The following is a 21,037-nucleotide window of genomic DNA, read 5'->3' on the forward strand; positions in this document are numbered from 1 at the left end:
GGCAGGGCCCGCGCGGGCCGGTGTTCCGCCGCGGGGCCGACCCCCGAGGTCGCGGACGGTACCGGGGGCAGCGGCGCCGGCAAGTCCGGAGAGCGCTCTATACGGCGCGTGCCTCCGCCGCTAGGGTGCCGGGCATGAGCAGCCGGGCACCGACCTTGGAGGACGTCGCACGGGAGGCGGGTGTCTCCCGTGCGACGGTCTCCCGCGTCGTCAACGGCGTCCGCAACGTGGACCCGGCCATCCAGGACCTCGTCCGGCGGGCCGTCGCACGGACCGGCTACGCCCCCAACCGGGCCGCCCGCTCGCTGGTGACCCGGCGCACCGAAACGGTGGCCCTCGTCGTCTCCGGCGCCGGGGACGTCTCCGACGAGGCACAGGACGCCTTCGCCTCCCGGGTGTTCTCCGACCCCTTCTTCGGCCGCGTGGTGGCGGGCGTCACCGGCTATCTGCGCCCGCGCTCGATGTACCCGGTCCTGATGTTCGCGGAGACCCCGGAGGCCCGCCGGGACGTCGTGGCCTACCTGCGCCAGGGCCGCGCGGACGGCGCATTGGTGGTCTCCACCCACGCCGAGGACGCGCTGCCGCCGCTGCTCGCCGAAGCGGAGCTGCCCGCCGTCCTCTTCGCCCGCCCGGCCCGGCCGCTCCCGCTCAGCTCCGTCGACCTCGCCCACCGGGACGGCGGACACCTGGCCGCCGAGCGGCTGCTGGCCCGCGGCTGCCGCCGCAGCGTCACGATCGCCGGGCCGCTGGCCGTCGCCGCGAGCCAGGAGCGGCTCGCCGGCTTCCGCGGCACGATGGCCCGCCGCGGGCACCCCAGCGTCCCGGTGGCCGAGGGCGCCTTCACGCTCGACAGCGGCAGAACGGCCATGGCGGCCCTGCTGGACGAGCACCCGGACCTTGACGGGGTGTTCGCCGCGAACGACCTGATGGCCCAAGGCGCCTGCGAGGTGCTGCGGGAGCGGGAGCGGCGTATCCCGCAGGACGTCGCGGTCGTCGGCCTCGACGACTCCAGCGCCGCCCTCACCTGCCGTCCCCCGCTGACCACCGTGCGCCAGCCCGTCGAGCAGATGGCCGCCGCGATGGCCCGCCTGCTGGACGAGCACATCCGCGGCGACCGCACCGAACCGGCCTGCGAGATCTTCGCCCCGGAGCTGGTGGTCCGGGAGTCGGCGTAGGCCGCCGCCGGGCCCTGCCGCCGTCGGGCGCTGCCGCCGGCCCTGCCGAGGCCTGGCGCTGCCGAGGCCTGGCGCTGCCGCCGTCGGGCGCTGCGCCCCCGGGCGCTCTGCCCCTACCGCGTAGTACCCTGAACCCGACTCGACCACGGAACGCCCTTGACCTGCGGCACTGCGGGCAGGGAGCACACATCCTGGAGTGACGCCATGCTGCGCACGATGTTCAAGTCCAAGATCCACCGCGCCACCGTGACCCAGGCCGACCTGCACTACGTCGGCTCGGTCACGATCGACGCGGAGCTGATGTCCGCCGCCGACCTGCTCCCCGGGGAACTGGTCCACATCGTCGACATCACCAACGGCTCCCGGCTGGAGACCTACGTCATCGAGGGCGAGCCGGGCTCGGGTGTCATCGGCATCAACGGTGCCGCCGCCCACCTGGTACACCCCGGCGACCTGGTCATCCTGATCAGCTACGCACAGGTCGACGACGCCGAGGCCCGCACCCTGCAACCGCGTGTGGTGCACGTGGACGCGGACAACCGCATCGTGGCACTGGGAGCCGACGCCGGAGAGCCGTCGCCGGGCTCCGCCACGGAACGCGCCCCGCACGCGGTGGCCCGGACCTGACCCCCGACGCCGACTCTCCACGGGGCGCCCACGCGGCGAAATCGTCTTCCGGGCGGGACTGTTGTGCTCCGCTTCTCGCTGTTGAAGTCGGTGGGTGGGGTGCTGGGTGCGCTGCTACCGTCAGGTGCACGACAGTTACCTGATGCTTCCGGGAGTTTGTTGTGCGTCCGACCCGTTCTGCTGTTCCGCTGGCCGCTGTTGCTGCGGCTGCCGCGCTGTTTGTTTCCGGGTGCGGTGGGGGTGACGACGGTGACGGGAAGAGCGGCAAGATCGACGGTGCGGAGGACGCGGGGAAGAAGTCGCCGAGTGCCGAGTCGAGTTCGCCGGGTGAGAAGGATGTGGCGGGTGATTTCCGTACGTCCGACATCGAGTTGCCGGACGATGTGAAGCTCGTCTTCGACTGGAACCAGCCCTCGGACCCGGACAAGGCGGCCGCGCTGGACGGGGCAGCGGACTATATGCGGGCTCAGGTGCACGCTGTGGCGGAGCAGGATCCGAAGGATCCTGTACTGGCGAAGACGACGGTCCCCTTGGAGAGCGCCCAGGAATACGCAGCCTTGCTGGTCAAGGCGCACGTCAAGGACGAGGTCACGGTTACTGGCCAGGACCGCTATTACCGGGAAGAAGTCGGCGATGTAGTCGATGAGAACCTGGCTGAAGTTTCCTTCTGCGTGGACCAGTCTGACTTCTTTGCCAAGAAGATCAAGAATGGAAAGGTCCTGCGCACGGAGGAAAATGCGTCAAGCTACATGCGATTCACGATGGTGATGGAGAAGGAGAAGGAGTCGGAGCTCTGGAAGGCGCGTACCTTCCAATACAAGCCAAAGGCGGTGAAGCAGTGCAAAGGCTGATGATCGTCTCGGGGGTTTGCGTTCTCGTGCTCGTCGGTGCTGCCCCGGCAGCGCTTGCCAACAATGATAGACGAGACGTCGGGGGAGCCTTCCAAGAAGGAGGTAGCTTCAATAACGGTGAGGCGGCTGCTGGAGCTCGTGGGGGTCGGGAGGTCAGTTATTCCGGTAGTGGTGCGGGTGGCAGTAGTGATGGTAATGGTGGGAATCTTTCGGTTCCGGGTGGGGATTGGTCGCCGCCGCCGTGTTGGTATGCGCCGAGGTATTCTCCTGGGGAGTTGAAGGAGAAGATTGATGATTCGCCGTTTTCGGTGACGGGGCGGGATCCGGATAATGGTGGGCAGAAGCAGGATACGGATCTTGCGATTCGGGAGAAGTACGAGTCGCGGGATTACGACAATTATAATCTGGACAAGGAGGGGGAGGGGCAGTTCTGGGCGGCGGTGCCGAATCCGGATGAGAAGGATGCGGCGAAGGCCCAGTCGTGTACGGAGTTGCCGTTCTGGGTGGAGAACGGGGAGGTGCCGGATGTGGAGAACGCGATCAGTCCGCAGATCCTCTCCAAGCTGGCCTATGCGCGTATCCGGGTGCCGGATACGCGGGTGGAGATGAATCCGGCGGGTCGGCAGACGGTGAATCTGCCGACGTGGGTGTGGCTGGATGAGGGCCGGTACAAGCGGCTGTCGGTGCGGGCGTCGGTGGATCTGGGTGGGGGCCGGGAGATCTGGGCGCGGACGACGGTGGTGCCGGAGGCGCTGAGGCTGGATCCGGGCACGGACAGTGCGAGGCTGCATCCGGGTTCGGGTGAGTGCGGTGTCGAGGATGACGGCAGCATCGGCACGGAGTATGTGAAGGGCAGTGGGAAGAAGGCGCCGCCGTGCGGGGTGACGTATCTGAAGGCCACCCGGGGCGGGGGGAGCTACACGTTGCGTTCGACGCTGACGTGGTCGGCGTCGTGGGAGGGCAGTGGCGGTGCCGGTGCCGAGGACCTGCCGAACGGAGAGTTCGGCGGCCGGCAGGACGTCACCGTCCAGGAAATCCAAGCCATCAACTGAGCCTGGTTCAAGGGCGTCTCTTTCGGCTCATGTCTAGACAACGTCGCCCTGCGCCCGCACCCAGGCCAGCTGCGCGTCACTCAGCGGCGGGGCGAATCCTTTTGGGAGCATCAGCATCAGCATCAGCATCAGCATCAGCATCAGCATCAGTGGTTGCGGCCACATGCTCTCGTGCCCGTGCTCTTGGCAGTGTAGTGCGATGACGTGCGGCCCTTCCCCACAGGACTCATGCCAGTAGGGGCGGTCATGGGCCTGGCAGAAGTACCAGAACCTTGAGCAGTCGTCCTCATCGCTCGGTTCGTAGAAGCTGGGATCACGGACAATCTGGGTTACCGGCTCCTGCCGATTGAACCGGGGGATGGGCCGGGGATCACGCCACAACAGTCGGGGAGGAAGCACGAGTACATCCTGCACAGAGGCCGTCGCATTCGGATCACGGGCCGTTGGTCCGGTCATGTCGTTGACTGATGTGCACTGGTCGCGGATTGAGCTGTTGCTTCCGGACCGGACTCCGCGACATGGCGGGCCGTGGCGCGATCACCGGCAGATGATCGAGGCGCTCGCATGGAAGTACCGGACGGGGTGGCCCTGGGCGGACATGCCTTCCAAGATCGGTTCGTGGAGGGGTGTCTGAACCCGCTCGCGAAGATGGGCACACGACGGCACCTGGGCGAGGGTGTTCACCGCTGTGCCCTCCGAAGCGGACGCTGAGGGGATCTCGGTCGGGACTGTTGTGCTCCGCTTCTCGCTGTTGAAGTCGGTGGGTGGGGTGCTGGGTGCGCTGCTACCGTCAGGTGCACGACAGTTACCTGATGCTTCCGGGAGTTTGTTGTGCGTCCGACCCGTTCTGCTGTTCCGCTGGCCGCTGTTGCTGCGGCCGTTGCGCTGCTTGTTTCCGGGTGCGGTGGGGGTGACGACGGTGACGGGAAGAGCGGCAAGATCGACGGCGCGGAGGACGCGGGGAAGAAGTCGCCGAGTGTCGAGTCGAGTTCGCCGGGTGAGAAGGATGCGGCGGGTGATTTCCGTACGTCAGACATCGAGTTGCCGGATGACCTTGAGATGGTGTTCGACTGGGACCAGCCGTCGGACCCGGACAAGGCCGCCGCGCTGGCCGGCGCCGCTGACTATATGCGGGCGATGAATCACGGCACTGTGAAGCAGGATCCTCAAGATCCGGTGCTGGCCCGACATGTGGTTCCGTTGCAGACAGCAGAGCAGGCTGCGGTCAAGAAGGTGAAGGCCGATGTGAAGGACAGTCTCTCCGTCACCGGCAAGGAGCGCTTCTCCCACGCTGAGATCGGCGACGTAGCCAACTCGGGACTAGTTGAAGTTTCTTTCTGTATGGATCAGCGGAAATTCTTCAGCAAGGAAATCAAGAGCGGGAAAGTTCGTCGCACAGAGGTGAGTGAGAGTGACTTCATGCGCCTCTCGTTGGTCATGCAGAAGCCGGAAGAACCTCAGGGGATCTGGAAGGCTCGGACGTTTGTCTTTGAGGGAGAGGGCAAGAAGAAATGCGAAGGCTGATTGCGTCGCGACTTCTCGCGATCTCCCTGGCCATGGGAAGTTTCGTCGGGAGTGTGTCGCCTGCTTGGGCTGGGGACGAGCACTCGAATTCTTCCCTGGGAAGCTTCAATAACGGTGAGGCGGCGGCTGGTGCTGGTGGGCGTCGTGAGGTCAGCTATTCCGGCAGTGGTGCGGGCGGCAGCAGTGGTGGCAGCGGTGGTGGTGGGAATCTTTCGGTTCCGGGTGGGGATTGGTCGCCGCCGCCGTGTTGGTATGCGCCGAGGTATTCTCCTCGGGAGTTGAAGGAGAAGATTGATGATTCGCCGTTTTCGGTGACGGGGCGGGATCCGGACAACAGCGGGCAGAAGCAGGATACGGATCTGGCGATTCGGGACAAGTATGAGTCGCGGGATTACGACAACTATAATCTGGACAAGGAGGGGGAGGGGCAGTTCTGGGCGGCGGTGCCGAATCCGGATGAGGAGGATGCGGCGAAGGCCCAGTCGTGTACGGAGTTGCCGTTCTGGGTGAAGAACGGGGAGGTGCCGGATGTGGAGAACGCGATCAGTCCGGAGATCCTCTCCAAGCTGGCCTATGCGCGGATCCGGGTGCCGGATACGCGGGTGGAGATGAATCCTGCGGGCCGGCAGACGGTGAATCTGCCGACGTGGGTGTGGCTGGATGAGGGCCGGTACAAGAAGTTGTCGGTGCGGGCGTCGGTGGATCTGGGTGCGGGCCGGGAGATCTGGGCGCGGACGACGGTGGTGCCGGAGGCGCTGAAGCTGGATCCGGGCACGGACAGTGCGACGCTGCATCCGGGGTCGGGTGAGTGCGGTGTCGAGGATGACGGCAGCATCGGCACGGAGTACGTGAAGGGCAGTGGGAAGAAGGCGCCGCCGTGCGGGGTGACGTATCTGAAGGCCACTCGGGGCGGGGGGAGTTATACGTTGCGTTCGACGCTGACGTGGTCGGCGTCGTGGGAGGGCAGCGGCGGTGCGGGCGCCGAGGACCTGCCGAACGGAGAGTTCGGCGGCCGGCAGGACGTCACCGTCCAGGAAATCCAAGCCATCAACTGAGTTCGTGCTCTGGCCCCTGTGCGCTTGTGGCTTCGGGCGCCTCGCTGTAGGCGCGGGTTCCGATCAGGTGGAAGGGAGCTGTTCGCGCACCCAGTCAGGACCGGGGTTGGTGTGCGGCCGGCCCGCCACTACGACGGTCGGCACGGTCTCGTTGCCGTCGTTGGCTGCTCTCACCGCTGCGGCTCCGGCCGGGTCGCGCCAGATGTTGACCCAGTGCAACTGGTGGGCGTTGCGGCCCAGCCGGAAGCGCAGCCGTATGCAGTAGGCGCAGCCGGGCCGCCAGAAGACGATCGGTCGGCCGTCGTCCGCGCTGCGGCGTCGTGCTTCCGGCTCGCCGGCCGACCTCGGGAAGATCAGGGGCGAGTTCATACCGCCGAGCGCCAGGAAGACCAGCAGGATTGCTGCGGCGATGCCGGGGCTTCCCTCGAAGAACTGCGCCGCCGCGACGACTGAGCCGCTGAGCACGAACAGCATCGGCAGGATCCAAGAGCGCATCATGGTGACGCAGGCTACCGGCCCTTCTCGGGGTGCCGATGCTGCCGAGGACGACGAAGAGGTCCCATCCAGGGCGGCCCGCTACCGCGCCCCTGAGCCGGAGCCGAGACCCGGGGCGGGCGGGGTGCGTGGCCGCAGGCGCTCTCCCTGTGGCCCGAACATGATCAGGTACTCGACCGGGCCGCCGGAACCGGTGTTCGCCACCCCGTGGGGTGTGCGGGTGTCGAACTCGGCGACGTCCCCGGAAGCCAGGACGAGGTCCTGGTCGCCGAGCGCGAGCCACAGTCGCCCGTACAGGACGCACAGCCATTCCCAGCCGTCGTGCGAGACCTGCCGGGGCCGCGCGGGCGGCTCCTGGGCGGCGGGCAGGACGTGCTTGTGGGCGTGCAGGCCCCCGACGTACCGGGTCAGCGGCAGCACTGCCTTCTCGTCGCCGAAACGCCGGGCGGCGGCGGGCCGAGGCTCGGCGGCAGGGGCGGAGACGGGGGCGGTGCCGGCCAGCTCGTCCAGGGAGACGCCGTACTCCTTCGCCAACTGCAACACCACTTCCAGGGTGGGCTTGCGGCGGCCGGTCTCGATCCGCGACAGGGTGCTCGGGGAGATGCCGGTCGCGCAGCCGACGCCGGTGAGCGTGGCGCCGCGGTGTTCGCGCGCGGCCCGCAGCCGGGGGCCCATCGCCGCCAGTGCGTCGGCCACGTCGTCGCCTGCCACCTGCTCACCCCATCCTGACGCGCTGCTCCGCCTCTCTGTCCTGCAAGTTTGCCAGATTGGCAACGGTGATCGCGTCGGCCGGTCGCGGTGCCGCATGATCGGTCGTACCGGCGTCCGCCCGCGATCCGAGGAGAAGATCCGATGCCTTCCGAGCCGTCCGCAGCACTCCGCCACCGCACGGTCGAGGCCCCTGCCGGGCGCCTGCACCTGGTCGAGCAGGGCACCGGCCCGCTGGTCCTGCTCGTGCACGGTTTCCCCGAGTCCTGGTACTCCTGGCGGCGCCAGCTCCCGGCCCTCGCCGCGGCCGGCTACCGGGCGGTGGCGCTCGACGTGCGCGGCTACGGTCGCTCGTCCAAGCCCGCGGCGACCGACGCCTACCGGATGCTCGACCTGGTGGCGGACAACGTCGCCCTCGTGCACGCCCTCGGCGAGGAGAACGCGGTGGTCGTGGGCCATGACTGGGGCTCCAACGTCGCCGCCACTTCCGCTCTGCTGCACCCCGAGGTCTTCCGGGCCGTCGCCCTGCTCAGCGTCCCGTACGCGCCACCCGGCGGCCCCCGCCCCACCGACGTCTTCGGCCGGATCGGCGGCCCGGAGCAGGAGTTCTACGTCTCCTACTTCCAGGAGTCCGGCCGCGCCGAGGCGGAGATCGAGCCAGACGTCCGGGGCTGGCTCGCGGGGTTCTACGCAGCTCTGTCCGCCGACACCATGCCGGCCCAGGGCGAGCCCGACCCGCACTTCGTCACCCACGGCGGCCGGTTGCGTGACCGTTTTCCCGTCGGCACCCTCCCGGCCTGGCTGTCCGAGGAGGACCTCGACGTCTACGCCGCGGAGTTCGAGCGTACGAGGCTGACCGGTGCGCTCAACCGCTACCGCAATGTGGACCGGGACTGGGAAGACCTCGCCCCCTACCGCGGAGCGCCGATCGAGCAGCCGTCCCTGTTCGTCGGCGGCGCCCTGGACGCCTCCACCACCTGGATGTCCGACGCTGTCGACGCCTTCCCCACCACCCTCCCGGGCCTGACCGCCTCCCACCTCCTGGAGGGCTGCGGCCACTGGATCCAGCAGGAACGCCCAGAGGAGATCAACCGGCTGCTGACCGGCTGGCTCGGCACCCTCGCGGGCTGAGCCGGATTCGACTGGACGGACCGGGCTGAAGCGCCTGGTGTGGTGTGGTGTGGCCGGGGGCGGGTCGACGAGGCAGTCCGCGGATGGGCGCCCGGCGGTGCGCCGGAGCGGAACGCGGATGGCCGCGGACCGGCACGACGGGCGAACCGTCACGGCGAACCGGTCACGCCTGGTCCGTCGCCCCTGTCTCCATCTCCTCGCGGAGCGTGCGCTGGACGTAGGCCATGGCCTCCTGGGCCGCGGGATCCGCGAAGCGTTCGGCGAGATCCTCGGGCGGGACGTCCTCCACCCGTTCGTGCAGCCACCACAGGTGCCCCTGGGCGTCGCGGACGCGGGCGACGCGCTCACCGAAGGCGAGCAGGGTCGGCCGGGTCACCACCCGGGCACCGGCCTCGACGGCCCGTTCCACGGCCGCGCCGAGGTCGCCGACGTAGACGCGCAGGTGTGCCGGGGTCGCCGGCCAGCCGGGCTTGGCGTCGAAGAGCATGAGGACGCTCTCGCCGATCTCGACCTCGACGTGGCCGATGTCGCCGTCGGGGTCGAGCATCCGGGAGCCCGGGGTTTCGACCGCTCCGAACGCCGACTCCAGGAAGTGCACTTCCGCGTCGGTGTCGTGGCTGATCACCCAGGCGTTGACGCGTGCGTAGCGGGACGGCACCTGAACCTTCGACTGCGAGTGCATGAGGGGATCATGTCAGGGGCTTCCCTCGCGCGGTGCCTGTTTCCCGCATCCGAGCGGGGCAGCGGGGCGGAGCGGGGAGCGCGGAGGGTCCGTTGCGGATGGTCCCGGTTCCGAGGCCCGGCCCGTATCGGCACCGTCCGGCGCCCTCAAGGGCGTCCTTCCTGCTGCCACTGCCGCCGATTCCGCCAGTGCCGCCGCTTCGGCTGCTTCCGTGCGGCAGCTTCGGCACCGGCCGGGGCCGGGGGCGCGGAAGGGGCGCTCGCAGTCGGGGCACTCCTGGAACGGGTCCGGGCGGGCGCCCGGCGGAGGGGAGTCGGGCAGCGGCACGGGCAGTCGGGCGGTCAGCCGGTGCAGGAGCAGCGCGACGGGGCTGCGGAGCGGTCCGGCGGGCAGTTGCGAGGTCAGCGCACGGCGCACGGCCTCCGGACCGGTGTTCCGCGCCAGCCAGGTCTCGACGGCGGGGGAGAGGCGGGCCACGTCCCGTTCGGAGAGGAGCAGCCGGTCGTCGTCGCGGCGCAGGGCGGCGAGCACTGTTGCGGCGGTGCCGGCGTGGGTGGCGGCGGTCGGATCGGTCGCGGTGGGTGCCGTTCCTGCCGGTTCCGGTGCGTGGGCCCTGCGGGGCGCGTACGGGACGGGCGCCGGGGCCGGGATTGGGGCCGAGTCCGGGGCCCGAGCGGGGGCCGGGGCAGGTACCGGCCCTGCGGCGGGTGGTGGCGACAGCGGGGGCTGCGGCGGCGCGGGCTGCGGCGGTACCCGCGGTGACGTTGCTTCCTGCACTGCCGGGTTGGCGTACGAGACGGTGTGCGTGACGATCCGCCCGCCGGGCGTGCGCTGCGGGGTGCGCGCCAGGTAGCCGTACGCCTCCAACTCGCGCAGCGCAGCGGCGATCCGTGCCTCGCCCTCCGGGAATCGGGCGGTCAACGATTTGATGTCGACGCGGGTGCCGTCCGGTACGGACTGGATGTGCACCCCCAGCCCGATGGCGAGGAGCGACAGTTCGCGGTGCTGGGCGAGATGGTTGCCGACGACGGTGAAGCGCTCGCGGTGCCGGTGCCTGACGTGGACGACGCCGGGACGTCCACGTCCCGGGTGTGGTGCGGTCAGCGGCGCGGTCACCGGGGACCGGCGGCGGGAATTCGGACGAGAGGTGCGATACGGCGGGCGCGCGGGCGCGGCCGCGTTAAGCTGCTGAACAGCCATCGGGAAGGGTCTTTCTTCCTGGGTGGTCAGGCCCTCGATCGGGATTGCAGTCCCGGCCGGGGGCCGTTGCATGTGTGCGGTGTGCGGTGTGCGGTGGTCTTACAGCGTGTGTGCGGTTGTCGTACGGATGATGCGGGTTTCTCGGCTGGAGCCTATGCCAGTCAACGGGCCCACACGCCTGTCACGTTGGCGGCATTCACCTGTGCGAGTGACGGGAGGGTGGTGGGGCTTGGTGAGGTGTTTCGCGGGTTCCTTACGTCTCTGATGCCGTGGGATACCGGAACGCGGCGGACGGCGACCCGGTGCTCGCGGCGTCGAGCGACCGGAGCTCCGGCCGTCCCGGTGGCACGTGGTGCTCAGCGCGGGGTGGGGCTGGGGCCGGTCCGTGGCGTCGGGGTGGTCGGGGTGACCGGGGCACTGGGTGGTGGGCCGGGCGGCCGGACCGGTGTCGCCGGTCGGGGGTTCACCTTCCAGGGGTCCTTGGGCAGCGCGGCGTCGAGGAAGACCTGGTTGCGCTGCGCCCAGAGCGCCATCGGATTCTGCGGGTCGAGCTTCCCCCAGTCGTTGCGGGCTTTCCGCTTCTCCAATGCCGCTTCCCACTGCTTCAGGTCGCTGCCCTGGTACAGCTGGGTGAGCATGGGCACGTCGTAGCGAATGTCGTAGTGACCATTCCCGCTGTCCTGGGTGACTTTGGCGTAGGCGCCCATGATCGCGGCGATGTAGCGGATCGACCCCTCGTCGCTGCGGAGGATCTTTTCGCGCTCCCACACGGCTCTGCGGGGGAGATAGCCCCGCTCCTCGACCTGGTTGACGAGCGGGAAGTCGACGTGGACCTTGCCCGGACCGAACGACGCGTTCTTCACCGCGTTGCCGATGCCCGTCCCGGCCAGCATGTCGGCGGGGATGCCCTTCACGTTCTCCATGGCCTCCCAGGAGATCGCGGCGGCGACCGCCTGCGGGGAGATGTTCCACTTCCGGGCCTCGGCGACGATGCTCTCGCGGTGCGCGGCGAGCCAGCTGAGCACCGCGTCCTCCTTCGGCGAGAACGGGGTGCCGTCCGGACGCAGCCGCCCCGTACGCGGCAGCAGGTTGGCATCCCACAACTCGATGGAGAGGGCCACCGGATCGGTCGGGGGCGGCTGTCCCGGCACCGGTGTCGGAACAGCCTTCTCGGGCAGCCTCCAGAAGATCCCCTCGACCGTGCACAGCCGCGCCCCGCCCCCGGTCCGCTGCATGTCGTGCACCCGGGTCCGGCGTGTCTGCAGCTCCGTCGTCTGGCTGCGGACGCTCTGGGCAAGGGTGCGGATGCGCAGCGCCGGGGTGGTGTCGATGCGCATCTGTGTCAGCTCTCTCCACAGGTCCCCGGCGAGCTGTTCGAGCAGGAACGCGGCACGCTCATGTCGGCTCACCAGGGTGTCGAACGCCGGCATCCTGGCACCGGAGAAGTTCGGGTCGCCCGCCGGATAGGTCATGGTTTCCCCGGCATCGTCGCGAGCTTCGCCCGGGCGTCCCGTACCGCCTCACCGAGTTGGGCCTGCAACTCGCGCCGACCGCTCCGCAGGGCGTCGTGGAACTGCCGTGCCACCGGGCCGACCCAGGCGTCGTCGTCCATGGCCTGGCAGGAAGCATCCAGCGCGTGCCAGCAGTCGTCCGAAAGCCGCTGGATACGCTCCACCGCGCGCTTCGCCTCTTCGTACGCACCGTCGGTCATGAGAAAAACTCCCCTCCGGCGCCGAGGCTATGGCGGCGGCTGCCGGGCGTCGTCCCCCACCGGTTCCACCCGGGCGTCAACTTTCGCGGTAGGGGGCGTCTTGAACCCGGGAACCCGGGAACCCGGGAACCCGGGAAGGCGGGAAGGCGGGAAGGCGGGAAGGCGGGAAGGCGGGCGGGGCGCGAGTTGGTCCCGTTCGCGGTGCGGAACCCGCGATGCCCGGTTCTCCGCTCTTGAGCACGCCCCTCAACCGACGGTCGCTGCCGCCTGCCACGCACCCGGACGCATTCCTGTCGCCTTCCGGAAGAAGACGGAGAAGTTGGATGCGTCGGGGAAGCCGAGCGTGTGGGCGCAGGCTGCCGCGGTGAGGCGGTCGTGCGCGAGGAGGCGTTTGGCTTCCAGGACGATCCGATCGACGAGGAACGCCTTCGCCGTGCGGCCGGTGGCCTGCTGCACCGCTCTGGAGAGAGTGCGGGGCGCGTATCCCAGTGCCCGCGCGTAGTAGCCGGCGTCGTGATGTTCGCGGAAGTGCGCTTCGACGCTGGACCGGAACAGCCGGAACACCGGATGCGTGGACTGTGCTTCGGTGTCCGGTGGCCGGAGGCGGGCGACGAGTGCGGAGAGCAGGATCTCGGGCAGCTCGGTCGGGGTGTCCCCGGACGGGGCGGATGTCTCGAGGAGGAGATGGTTGCGCGCGGCGTCGACGTACGGCCAGTCGGCGTCGGGGACGGTCCAGTGCGCGGCCAGGCCCGGGGAGGCGACGAACTCCCGGGTGGCGCGGGTGACCGGTGCGGTCGGAACGAAGAGCACGAGGTGCCCTGACAGAGCGGCGATGTCATCCCACCGGTGCACCGCCCCCGGGACGACCCACACCACGGACCGTTTCCGGAGCGGGTACCGGAGAAAGTCCACCGTGACTGCTCCGTTCCCGGCGTCGACGACAGCGAGAACGTGAAAGTCGGCACGCTGCGTCCCGCCGTCGTTCAGCTCGCGCAGACGGTCGAGGGTCATCGTCTCGACAGCGGCTGCGCGGCGTCCCACGGGGTGGTAGGTCATCTGCCGGATCACGGTCATGTGTCCAGTTTCCACCATCAGACGACCAGTCGTGCCGATGCCCCGGCACGGCTGACGAGATGCAATGAACGTAGACCGAATACCCCAGAACACTGATCGGGAGAGACGCGATGAACACGACGCAGCAGCCGCCACTGCCCACTTATGACCACCTCTCGGGGGCTGGGCCGACTCTGGTGTTCCTGCACTACTGGGGTGGTTCCGCCCGCACCTGGGACCTCGTCGTCGAGCGCTTGGCAGGGCGCGACATGCTCACCGCCGACTTTCGCGGGTGGAGCCGTTCGAGCAACCTGGCCGGCCCCTGCACGCTTCGTCAGCTCGCGGACGACACGCTCGCGGTGATCGCCGACGCGGGCATCACCGACTACGTCCTCGTCGGCCACTCCATGGGGGGCAAGGTGGCGCAGCTGGTCGCGGCGACCCGGCCCACCGGCCTCCGCGGGATCGTCCTCGTCGGTTCCGGCCCCGCGAAGCCCGCCGCGGGGGTCACCGCGGAGTACCGCGAAGGTCTCTCTCATGCCTACGACTCCGACGAGTCCGTCGCCGGGGCACGGGACCACATTCTCACCGCGACCGAGCTGCCCGAACCGGTCAGGTCGCAGATCGTGACGGATTCGCGGGCCTGCACCGACGCGGCCCGCACGGAGTGGCCGCTGCGCGGCATCGCTGAGGACATCTCCGAGCACACCCGCATGATCAGCGTCCCGGCCCTCGTCGTGGCCGGGGAGAACGACCTCGTCGAGCCGGTCGACGTACTCCGCGACAACCTGGTGCCCTACCTCTCCGCAGCCGACTTCATGGTGATCCCGAAGACGGGCCACCTGATCCCGCTGGAGGCCCCGGCCGACCTCGTGGACGCCGTCACAGCCTTCGCGCCGGGAGCTGCCCGACCGGATGCGCGGCCTGGCGACGGATCGTGACCCCCGGCGCCCGCCGGAGAGTCCCGGAAGGCCTTGGGAGAGCCCGGAAGGTCCTGGAGAGCCGACGGGGTGCTCGGTCGGAGCCCACGGCGGCCGACGGCCCGCAGCCAGGCCGCGTTGGCGGCATAGGCCTCGATGAGTGACGGGAGGCCGGTGGTGCGGTGAAAGTGCTTCGCCCGTCCCTCACGCCGCTGATGCCGCGGGGCACCGGAACGCGGCCGACGGCGACCCGGTGCCCGCGGTCCCGCCGCATCGGGCGCTCACGCTTCAGGACGGTACGACCCTGGCGTCCACAGGCGCACAGCTCGAGGCATTGTCGAGAACTGTGGAGTGGGCGGCCGTCGATAGACGCCCAGCTGCGCCGCCTGCTGCTGGCCCGGCTGGAGAGCGTGAGCGACCCGCGCCGGGACCGGTACTGCCAGCTCCTCGCAGTGATCGACGGCTGGCCTGCCCTGCCCCGCAGAGCCTGGCGCCGGCGTTCGACTGGTCTGTCCAGGCCGTCCGCGCCCGAGTGGAGCGGTAGTGGGCCGGGATCGTCGGCGTGGGTAGGGGCCCCTGCCTCAATACAATCGGCCGGTGAACGACACCGTCATCCTGCATGCGGGCCCGACGCCGTCCGCTCCCGCACTCGTCCTTCGCCCCTGGCGCATAGGGGACGTTGCCGCACTCGTCGAAGTGTTCCGAGATCCCGAACTGCGCCACTGGACCAGCTCGGCTGTGGAGAACGAGGCCGATGCGATCCGGTGGGTGCAGGGCCAGGAGCCGGGCTGGGCAGCGGGGAATCGCTTCGGTTTCGCGGTTCTTGAAACGCAACCCGACCGCAGCCAAGGGCAGTTGGTGGGCAATGCGGTACTCAAGGAAGTGGCGTCCGGCAAACCGTCGGCCGAGGTGGGTTACTGGACCGCGGCGCATGCCCGCGGGCGGGGTGTGGCACCGCGCGCTTTGGAGGCTCTCACCGACTGGGCCTTCGACGCCCTGGGCGCCGATGGGCTGGAGCGTCTGGAACTCCTGCACCAGGTGGACAACTCGGCCTCCTGCCGCGTGGCGCACAAGAGCCGGTACGGCCTCGACTCAGTCCTGCCCGCAGCGCCGCCCTCGTTTCCCCGCGAAGGCCATCTGCATGTACGGCGCAGGGATGCCTGAGATCCAGTCGTCTTCTTCCGGCCGGGTATGGCTGCCCATGCCGCGGGGGACTCGGGCGTTCGAGGAGATGGCCGTTCTCGAAGCGGGCTGCGGCGCGGACCAGGGCGACGAGGTGGGGTGCGGTGATCGCGCGCCAGTGGGCCTGGGCGGACTCGGCGGGCTTGAGCACCCGACCACGATCCGCTCGCCGCGGTGCTCCTGCTCGGCGGCAGACGCCGTGGCGCGGATCTGGCCTGCCTCATCATGGTGACCGATGTCGCCGCCAACTGGTATGCCGTCCACGGCATCCGGCACAGTGGGAGTCTCGCCGAGCCCGGCCTCCAACGGCTCACGGCTTTCGCGCTGTACGCAGTCGTCGTCACGCCCTTTCGCCGCAAGCACCGCTCCGCCTGAGACCGGGTTGTCCGAGAGGAGACGGACGGGACGACCGAGGCAACAGGCCGCGGAAGCACCAGAGAGGCGGACGGTTGCGCTCGACGGGTGACCAGGGGAATCGACGCGACGCGTGAACGGCGTGCGCGGTCAAAGGACCCTGGTCATGAAGGTGCTGTTCGGGTCGGGCCGGTAGTCCGCGAAGGGTTCGCAGGGCCGGAAGCCGAACTTCTCGTAGAGCCTTCGGGCCGGCAGGAAGAACTCGGCGGAGCCGGTCTCCAGGCTCAGGCGTGTGAACCCCATGTCGGAGGCCTCGCGCAGGATGTGGGCCAGCAGCGTGGAGGCGACCCCGCTTCGCTGCCGCGTCGGCCGGGTGCGCATCGACTTCAACTCCGCGTGCCCCGCGTCCAGCCTCTTGAGCGCACCGCAGCCCACCAGGCTGCCGTCGTCCACGACCGACCAGAAGGTGACGTCGGGCTTCCGGAGACTGTCGAGGTCGAGGGCGTGCTTGCTCTCCAGGGGCGTGAGGGACCGCATCTGCTGGACGTGCTCGTCGAGGAACCCGGCGATGTCCGGCCCGGAGAGGTCATCCACCGAGATCTGCAACGCGTCACGTCCTCTCCATGCATCGTCGCCAGGCGGCGAACGGCCCGGAGCCGAGGACCGTGCTGTGTGTCCGACCCCGCGGCTACGTCGTACGGCCTGCGACGAGTTGTACGGCCTGCGACGAGAGGACGCCATGACCCGCACCACACCGCGCTGTCCCGCCGAAGCCGAGGCGCTCTTCCCGGAGCTGGTCCACCACCGGCGTGCCGCCACACGGCTGCACCCCCGGCCGGGAAACCCCGGGGTGCGGGACAGCTCCGTCGGCGGTCCGCTGCTGTGGCCGGCCGGGGAACCGTGGCCGATGTGCACCGAGCCGCCCAAGCGGCGCAGCGGCGAGCGGGTGCGGGACGTCAGGCTCCGGCGGCGCATTCTGGCCGAGGCGTAGAGCCGCACTCCCGTCCCCGGGGAACGCCCCGGGCCGGACGGCGGCACCGGGAGCTGGACCCCGCTGGAGGACCGGCCGACGGCAGCCGCCATGGACGCCAACACCCCCCGCCATGTCACGGTCGGCCGCTGGCGACGCCTGGTCATCCTCACCTGCCCCGAAGACCCCGAGCGCTGAGCGCTTCACGGAAGAAGCGGGTGCCGTGGCATCGGAGTTCTCGGCCGGGCAGAACCTGCCGCAGGGGGCTGTTCCCCGCATACGTGCGGGGCCGAAGAGCAGGCCTGATGGGCGCCAGGCCGATGCTGGCCCGCCGGTCGGATAGGTCCGGTGCAGCCGCTCGGGCCCTGCTGCCGACGACTCACCGAGCGGGTATGTGCAGTGGAGCCGATCTCCTTGCTGTCCTGACACCGACCAGTGATTCTGGGCCGGTGTCAGGACAGAGGAAACGAAGACGGCGACCAGAAGCCGAGAGACTCCGGCTCACTGCTCGCACCGCGCCGGACACGGGGCGGTGGGAAGTGATCTTCGAAACGCAGGACGTGGTGGCGCTGCGTACACAGTTGCGGCGTCTTCGAGAAGCCCGCGTCGACGAGTCGATGGTCCGGGTCGACACACTGTGTGGTCGGCTCGAACTCCCGACCGTCTACCGGCTGAGCCGGTTCGTGACGAACCCTACGAGCGCGTCAGGGCACGAGTAGTCGGACCGTTGCTCCTCCGGCCGGTCGAGGGAGGTCGACGGATGCGTCGTGCGAGCGGCCGCAGTCCATGACCGGCATCATCGCTGATGCCGGTCATGGGGTTGTCAGCCTTCCGGCGAGGTCGCGCGGGCCAGTGCGACGCCGCCCACGATCAGGGCGAGGGCGAGGATGCGACCGGTGGTCACCGGATCCTTGTGCACGACGATGCCGAGGGTGATGGCGCCGAGCGCGCCGATTCCGGTGAACGCGGCGTAGGCCGTCCCGACCGGCAACCCCTGCATCGCCAGGGAGAGCAGGTAGACCGCGACAGCGGCGAGCGCGAAGCACACCAGCGTGGGAAGCGGACGGGTGAAGCCGGCCGTGGGCTTGATGCTCTGCGACCAGGCGACCTCGACCAGCCCTGCCGCGATGATCAGCAGCCAGCTCACAGCGCTGCTCCGACTGTCCGCGCCGCGGCCAGCGCGGCGGCCCGGGAGGCGTCGTGGGCCTCGCGGCGGGCGGCGAGTGCGGGATCGAGGAGGGAGTTGACCAACTCGGTGCCGAGGAAGGTCATGTCCTCCTCGGGGACGGCGAAGTGGCCGGGGAAGAAGTCCCGCAGGTAGCGCTCCTGGTGGTCGTACGGCCGGCGCGGGGTGCCCGGACCGTACGCACCGCCGCGCGCGTAGGCGACGACGAAGCGCCGTCCGGCCAGCGACATCTTGGGGAACGTCACCTGGTCGATCCACGCCTTGAGCGAGGCGGGGACGGAGAAGTTGTACATGGGCGCTGCGATCAGTACGACGTCGGCGGCGACGAGTTCACCGAGCAGCGGCTCGACGATCGCCCACGCTTCGGCCTGGGCCGGGGTGCGCACGGCCTCGCGGTAGCGGGCGATGTCCGTGATCTGGTGCTCCAGTACGTAGTCGCACAGCTCGGTCCATGCCTCGCCTATCTGCGGAACGGGGGTGAGTGCGAGGTCGCGGTGGAGGTAGGTGCCGTCCGGGTGGGAGGACCGCCAGGCGTCGGCGACGGCGTCGCCGACCTCGCGGCTGAAGGAGCGGCGGCGGGCGCTGGCGTCGAGGTGCAGCAGGGTCTGCGGAGCGGAGGGTGTCGCCGGCGGGGTGGCGGTCGTGGACATGGGAAGGCTCCTGCCTCGGAAGAGGTAACCGGACACCATGTCCGGTTCGACATGGGCAGCATAACCGGACGCCTCGTCCGGTTATTCCGCCGAGCTGGCGTAGGCTGATGCCGTGGAGACGAAGGGGCCGGAGCAGCCCGGGGACCTGGCGAGGCCCGGGGACCCGGTGAGGCCGGGAGAGCCGAAGCGGCCCCGGGAGCGCGCGGACGCGGCGCGGAACCGGGCGAAAGTCCTCTCCGCGGCGGCCGAACTGTTCGCGGAGGGGGATCCGCGCGCGGTCACGATGGAGGACATCGCCCGCGCTGCGGGAATCGGTCGGGGCACGCTCTACCGGCGCTACCCGGACATCGCCTCCATCGCGGCGGCACTCCTGGACGAGCACGAGCACGCACTGCAGGGCGAACTGCTGCAGGGCGCACCGCCACTGGGTCCCGGCGCAGCACCGGGGGAGCGGCTTGCGGCCTTCCTGGCAGCCATGATCGACCTATTGGAGCAGCACAGCCATCTCGTCCTCGGGGCCGAGACCGGCGCCGAACGCTTCGCCGTCGGCGCCTACGGGTTCTGGCGCGCCCACGTGCTGGCGCTCCTGCGGGAGGCGGGCACGTCCGACCCCGAGGCGCTCGCGGACACGCTGCTGGCGCCGCTGGCCCCCGAGGTCTTCCTCCACCAGCGCGGCCGAGGCATCTCGACGGCCCGCCTGAAATCCGCCCTCACCCGACTCGCCCACGGGGTCACGGCCGGCACGGCCTGAGCCGGAGCGGCCATTTAGCCGTTCTTGGAGAGTATGAAGCTTGGTGCGATCTGGCATCGGAGGAGATCGGCCGACGCGGGATGCGCCGATGGGCTCCGGTGGCGACTCCGCATCGCGTTTTCTGTTTCAACGCGACAACAGTGTATTTCGAGTCTCCATCAGCGCGAACCCCAGCAGATTCAGACCTTTCCACCGCGATGGTGAAGAAGCACGTGCGTCGTCGGCGGCCAAGCCGATGCCCCAGATGCGGTCCAGGGGGCTTGCTTCGACCAGTACGCGGTCCCGCGACTTCAGCAAGAAGTCGCGTAGTTCTGTATCGGCGGAGAACTTCGCGAGGTTGCCGCGCTGAACGATTCCGTACCGGTGCTCGAGCCAGGCTTCTTCCTCGAATCCCTCTACCTGACGACCAAGGGTCTTCGCTGCACCGGGGTGGGGAGCCGCAAGAATGCGCTCTGCTGTCTCGTCATCGTTGAACAGCCACGCTTTGTGGGCCATCATGTAGTGTTCTGCGGACCGAAAGACATGCCCTTCTGTGGTGAATTCGCTTTCCCACCACTGGCTGAGGCATCCTCGTCCAATCCTGCCGTCCGCTTCGCGCTGGTTACCCCAGAAGAAAAGAAAGCGCATAGGGTGGTGCGATTGCTCCCAGAGCGCTCCTTCTTCGGCTGACATTGGCAACGATTTCGGTGGCTCCGACGTCATCGTTTTTTCTTTTCCCTATTCGTTCTTGATTTGCATGATGGTGTGAAGTCAGTCGCGCAAATCACCGCAGGATTGTCTGAAATCATCCGCCACCTCTCGGATGTCGAGGTCGTCGCTGGCAGCCGCACGACGGCAGAGATCAGCCAGCGGTTCATGCAATCCGAGATGCTGAAAGAGTTCAGCGATACGCCTGTACGCGTCGTCGTCTGGAGTCGCGTCTAGTTGTCTCCATGCGGCTTGAGGTACAACTTGCGCCATTTTTTCGCGAGGGAGCATTCCCAGTAGTCGGCGGATTTCCATTGCCAGGCATGGTTCAAGGAGAGTGGGAGGATCTCCCCGATGAGATCGATGGTGAAATCGTCGTCCAGGTAGGCAAGAAGAACTAGGGCGTCTGTTTTGCGGTTGTCGCGAAGCGCGGACCGAATTTGCCTTCTTGCTGAGAGGGGATCCTGACGCATTTCCGCCATGGCGGAGAAGAGCGAGGTGACGGCATCGTGAACCCCAGGCCACAATGTTTCTGTATCGCCAGCGGGCGTAAACTCATTCACAGTTTCCCTCCGTACTCCCACGGAAGTCCCGCGAAGAGCTCCTGGAATCGTTCGTAGGACATGGGGGCGGTGGGGTAGATGGTGCGGTGTCCTGCTCGCATTCTTCCACCGACGTCGGCGCCGTCGGCATGGACGCCAAGCCCCTCTGGCAGTTGTGTTCCTTCTGGAAGGCGATGGTAGTGCCCGCTCAAAGGGGCTTGGATTGGGTCGGTGAATGTGGATGCCCCGTGAGATGGATCCCTTGGCAGTCGAGGTGAATAGGGTCCGACCAAGTCGTCCGGCTGTATGTCCTCGATTTCGAAGTCTCGGCCCCGAGGCGCTCGCGGACACGCTGCTGGCGCCGCTGGCACCCGAGGTCTTCCTCCATCAGCGCGGCCGAGGCATCTCGACAGCCCGCCTGAAGTCCGCCCTCACCCGACTCGCCCACGGGGTCACGGCCTGAGCCAGCATGATCACTTTCGGATAGCGTGAATTCTGTAACCTCACGAATATCGGAGTCTTTGCTCTCGA

28 protein-coding genes and 1 pseudogene are annotated in these 21,037 nt (G+C 68.8%); 16 read left to right on the top strand and 13 right to left on the bottom strand.

Annotated features, from left to right (window positions below; genetic code table 11):
• Positions 1 to 134: 134 nt before the first annotated feature.
• The 4 genes from ACFYNS_RS25760 (at position 135) to ACFYNS_RS25775 (ending at position 3,705) form a co-directional block, all read left to right on the top strand.
• Complete coding sequence (locus ACFYNS_RS25760; RefSeq protein WP_388605279.1) at positions 135 to 1,175, top strand: LacI family DNA-binding transcriptional regulator; 1,041 nt, start codon at positions 135 to 137, stop codon at positions 1,173 to 1,175.
• A 204-nt stretch (positions 1,176 to 1,379) separates the two neighbouring features.
• Entirely contained in the window at positions 1,380 to 1,802 is a 423-nt protein-coding gene (gene panD / locus ACFYNS_RS25765; RefSeq protein ID WP_360303826.1) for an aspartate 1-decarboxylase, read from the top strand.
• Between the two features lie 161 nt (positions 1,803 to 1,963).
• Complete coding sequence (locus tag ACFYNS_RS25770; protein WP_388605282.1) at positions 1,964 to 2,653, top strand: hypothetical protein; 690 nt, start codon at positions 1,964 to 1,966, stop codon at positions 2,651 to 2,653.
• A gap of 275 nt (positions 2,654 to 2,928) precedes the next feature.
• The gene (locus ACFYNS_RS25775; protein ID WP_388605284.1) at positions 2,929 to 3,705 is read left to right on the top strand and encodes a hypothetical protein; all 777 of its coding nucleotides are present in this window, start codon (positions 2,929 to 2,931) and stop codon (positions 3,703 to 3,705) included.
• A 33-nt stretch (positions 3,706 to 3,738) separates the two neighbouring features.
• Here the strand turns inward: ACFYNS_RS25775 and ACFYNS_RS25780 are convergent, their stop codons facing one another.
• The gene (locus tag ACFYNS_RS25780; RefSeq protein ID WP_388605286.1) at positions 3,739 to 3,870 is read right to left on the bottom strand and encodes a hypothetical protein; all 132 of its coding nucleotides are present in this window, start codon (positions 3,868 to 3,870) and stop codon (positions 3,739 to 3,741) included.
• A 289-nt stretch (positions 3,871 to 4,159) separates the two neighbouring features.
• Between ACFYNS_RS25780 and ACFYNS_RS25785 the strand changes: the two genes are divergently transcribed.
• The 3 genes from ACFYNS_RS25785 (at position 4,160) to ACFYNS_RS25795 (ending at position 6,284) form a co-directional block, all read left to right on the top strand.
• Complete coding sequence (locus ACFYNS_RS25785; RefSeq protein WP_360303820.1) at positions 4,160 to 4,339, top strand: transposase; 180 nt, start codon at positions 4,160 to 4,162, stop codon at positions 4,337 to 4,339.
• Positions 4,340 to 4,536: 197 nt separating this feature from the next.
• On the top strand, positions 4,537 to 5,229 hold the full coding sequence (locus ACFYNS_RS25790) for a hypothetical protein (protein WP_388605288.1): 693 nt from the start codon (positions 4,537 to 4,539) through the stop codon (positions 5,227 to 5,229).
• 278 nt (positions 5,230 to 5,507) lie between these two features.
• Entirely contained in the window at positions 5,508 to 6,284 is a 777-nt protein-coding gene (locus tag ACFYNS_RS25795) for a hypothetical protein (RefSeq protein ID WP_388605290.1), read from the top strand.
• Between the two features lie 63 nt (positions 6,285 to 6,347).
• On the opposite strand, the gene ACFYNS_RS25800 is transcribed toward ACFYNS_RS25795, so the two are convergent.
• Both ACFYNS_RS25800 and ACFYNS_RS25805 read right to left on the bottom strand, forming a co-directional pair.
• The gene (locus ACFYNS_RS25800; RefSeq protein WP_388605292.1) at positions 6,348 to 6,782 is read right to left on the bottom strand and encodes a glutaredoxin domain-containing protein; all 435 of its coding nucleotides are present in this window, start codon (positions 6,780 to 6,782) and stop codon (positions 6,348 to 6,350) included.
• A gap of 78 nt (positions 6,783 to 6,860) precedes the next feature.
• A complete protein-coding gene (locus ACFYNS_RS25805) occupies positions 6,861 to 7,490 on the bottom strand; it encodes a helix-turn-helix domain-containing protein (RefSeq protein WP_388605294.1) in 630 nt (209 codons plus the stop codon).
• 141 nt (positions 7,491 to 7,631) lie between these two features.
• Here ACFYNS_RS25805 and ACFYNS_RS25810 point away from each other — a divergent pair, with 141 nt between their 5' ends.
• Positions 7,632 to 8,618 (top strand): alpha/beta fold hydrolase, encoded by a 987-nt coding sequence (locus ACFYNS_RS25810; protein ID WP_388605297.1) that lies wholly within the window; start codon positions 7,632 to 7,634, stop codon positions 8,616 to 8,618.
• 163 nt (positions 8,619 to 8,781) lie between these two features.
• Here the strand turns inward: ACFYNS_RS25810 and ACFYNS_RS25815 are convergent, their stop codons facing one another.
• From ACFYNS_RS25815 to ACFYNS_RS25835, 5 genes are all read right to left on the bottom strand, one after another.
• The gene (locus ACFYNS_RS25815) at positions 8,782 to 9,300 is read right to left on the bottom strand and encodes a VOC family protein (protein WP_388605299.1); all 519 of its coding nucleotides are present in this window, start codon (positions 9,298 to 9,300) and stop codon (positions 8,782 to 8,784) included.
• Between the two features lie 12 nt (positions 9,301 to 9,312).
• A complete protein-coding gene (locus tag ACFYNS_RS25820; protein WP_388605301.1) occupies positions 9,313 to 10,416 on the bottom strand; it encodes a hypothetical protein in 1,104 nt (367 codons plus the stop codon).
• Positions 10,417 to 10,856: 440 nt separating this feature from the next.
• Entirely contained in the window at positions 10,857 to 11,972 is a 1,116-nt protein-coding gene (locus tag ACFYNS_RS25825) for a hypothetical protein (protein ID WP_360290954.1), read from the bottom strand.
• A complete protein-coding gene (locus ACFYNS_RS25830) occupies positions 11,969 to 12,211 on the bottom strand; it encodes a hypothetical protein (protein WP_069993043.1) in 243 nt (80 codons plus the stop codon). Before ACFYNS_RS25830 ends, ACFYNS_RS25825 begins: the two co-directional genes overlap by 4 nt.
• A gap of 246 nt (positions 12,212 to 12,457) precedes the next feature.
• The gene (locus ACFYNS_RS25835; protein ID WP_388605303.1) at positions 12,458 to 13,285 is read right to left on the bottom strand and encodes a helix-turn-helix domain-containing protein; all 828 of its coding nucleotides are present in this window, start codon (positions 13,283 to 13,285) and stop codon (positions 12,458 to 12,460) included.
• A gap of 110 nt (positions 13,286 to 13,395) precedes the next feature.
• Here ACFYNS_RS25835 and ACFYNS_RS25840 point away from each other — a divergent pair, with 110 nt between their 5' ends.
• The 4 genes and pseudogenes from ACFYNS_RS25840 to ACFYNS_RS25855 all read left to right on the top strand — a co-directional run bounded on the left by ACFYNS_RS25840 (position 13,396) and on the right by ACFYNS_RS25855 (position 15,741).
• Positions 13,396 to 14,205, top strand: a complete 810-nt coding sequence (locus ACFYNS_RS25840) for an alpha/beta fold hydrolase (protein ID WP_388605305.1) — start codon at positions 13,396 to 13,398, stop codon at positions 14,203 to 14,205.
• 332 nt (positions 14,206 to 14,537) lie between these two features.
• Positions 14,538 to 14,728: pseudogene (locus ACFYNS_RS25845) on the top strand (MerR family transcriptional regulator); the annotation flags it as partial.
• Positions 14,729 to 14,781: 53 nt separating this feature from the next.
• Entirely contained in the window at positions 14,782 to 15,348 is a 567-nt protein-coding gene (locus tag ACFYNS_RS25850) for a GNAT family N-acetyltransferase (protein ID WP_388605307.1), read from the top strand.
• Positions 15,349 to 15,540: 192 nt separating this feature from the next.
• Positions 15,541 to 15,741, top strand: coding sequence for a hypothetical protein (locus ACFYNS_RS25855; RefSeq protein WP_388605308.1), 201 nt, complete (start codon positions 15,541 to 15,543; stop codon positions 15,739 to 15,741).
• 129 nt (positions 15,742 to 15,870) lie between these two features.
• Here the strand turns inward: ACFYNS_RS25855 and ACFYNS_RS25860 are convergent, their stop codons facing one another.
• Positions 15,871 to 16,326: a GNAT family N-acetyltransferase gene (locus ACFYNS_RS25860; RefSeq protein ID WP_388605309.1), complete on the bottom strand. Its 456-nt coding sequence runs from the start codon at positions 16,324 to 16,326 to the stop codon at positions 15,871 to 15,873.
• Positions 16,327 to 16,459: 133 nt separating this feature from the next.
• On the opposite strand from ACFYNS_RS25860, the gene ACFYNS_RS25865 reads away from it, so the two are divergent.
• Together ACFYNS_RS25865 and ACFYNS_RS25870 are read left to right on the top strand one after the other, a co-directional pair.
• Positions 16,460 to 16,711, top strand: coding sequence for a hypothetical protein (locus tag ACFYNS_RS25865; RefSeq protein ID WP_388605310.1), 252 nt, complete (start codon positions 16,460 to 16,462; stop codon positions 16,709 to 16,711).
• Between the two features lie 518 nt (positions 16,712 to 17,229).
• Positions 17,230 to 17,409 (top strand): hypothetical protein, encoded by a 180-nt coding sequence (locus ACFYNS_RS25870; RefSeq protein WP_388605312.1) that lies wholly within the window; start codon positions 17,230 to 17,232, stop codon positions 17,407 to 17,409.
• A 104-nt stretch (positions 17,410 to 17,513) separates the two neighbouring features.
• Here ACFYNS_RS25870 and ACFYNS_RS25875 read toward each other — a convergent pair whose 3' ends face one another.
• Complete coding sequence (locus ACFYNS_RS25875) at positions 17,514 to 17,837, bottom strand: DMT family transporter (RefSeq protein WP_388605314.1); 324 nt, start codon at positions 17,835 to 17,837, stop codon at positions 17,514 to 17,516.
• Positions 17,834 to 18,526 carry an FMN-dependent NADH-azoreductase gene (locus ACFYNS_RS25880; protein ID WP_388605315.1) on the bottom strand — a complete coding sequence of 231 codons (693 nt, stop codon included), beginning with the start codon at positions 18,524 to 18,526 and terminating at the stop codon, positions 17,834 to 17,836. Before ACFYNS_RS25880 ends, ACFYNS_RS25875 begins: the two co-directional genes overlap by 4 nt.
• Before the next feature lie 145 nt (positions 18,527 to 18,671).
• Here ACFYNS_RS25880 and ACFYNS_RS25885 point away from each other — a divergent pair, with 145 nt between their 5' ends.
• The gene (locus ACFYNS_RS25885) at positions 18,672 to 19,277 is read left to right on the top strand and encodes a TetR/AcrR family transcriptional regulator (protein ID WP_388605349.1); all 606 of its coding nucleotides are present in this window, start codon (positions 18,672 to 18,674) and stop codon (positions 19,275 to 19,277) included.
• A gap of 126 nt (positions 19,278 to 19,403) precedes the next feature.
• Here the strand turns inward: ACFYNS_RS25885 and ACFYNS_RS25890 are convergent, their stop codons facing one another.
• On the bottom strand, positions 19,404 to 19,979 hold the full coding sequence (locus ACFYNS_RS25890) for an NADAR family protein (RefSeq protein ID WP_388605317.1): 576 nt from the start codon (positions 19,977 to 19,979) through the stop codon (positions 19,404 to 19,406).
• Positions 19,980 to 20,021: 42 nt separating this feature from the next.
• Here ACFYNS_RS25890 and ACFYNS_RS25895 point away from each other — a divergent pair, with 42 nt between their 5' ends.
• Complete coding sequence (locus ACFYNS_RS25895; RefSeq protein WP_027760764.1) at positions 20,022 to 20,201, top strand: hypothetical protein; 180 nt, start codon at positions 20,022 to 20,024, stop codon at positions 20,199 to 20,201.
• On the opposite strand, the gene ACFYNS_RS25900 is transcribed toward ACFYNS_RS25895, so the two are convergent.
• Positions 20,198 to 20,527: a hypothetical protein gene (locus ACFYNS_RS25900; protein ID WP_388605319.1), complete on the bottom strand. Its 330-nt coding sequence runs from the start codon at positions 20,525 to 20,527 to the stop codon at positions 20,198 to 20,200. The two genes, ACFYNS_RS25895 and ACFYNS_RS25900, sit on opposite strands and share 4 nt — an antisense overlap.
• Positions 20,528 to 21,037 lie beyond the last annotated feature (510 nt).

The sequence above is a fragment of the Streptomyces sp. NPDC006925 genome (assembly GCF_042869575.1).
Taxonomy (GTDB): Bacteria; Actinomycetota; Actinomycetes; order Streptomycetales; family Streptomycetaceae; genus Streptomyces.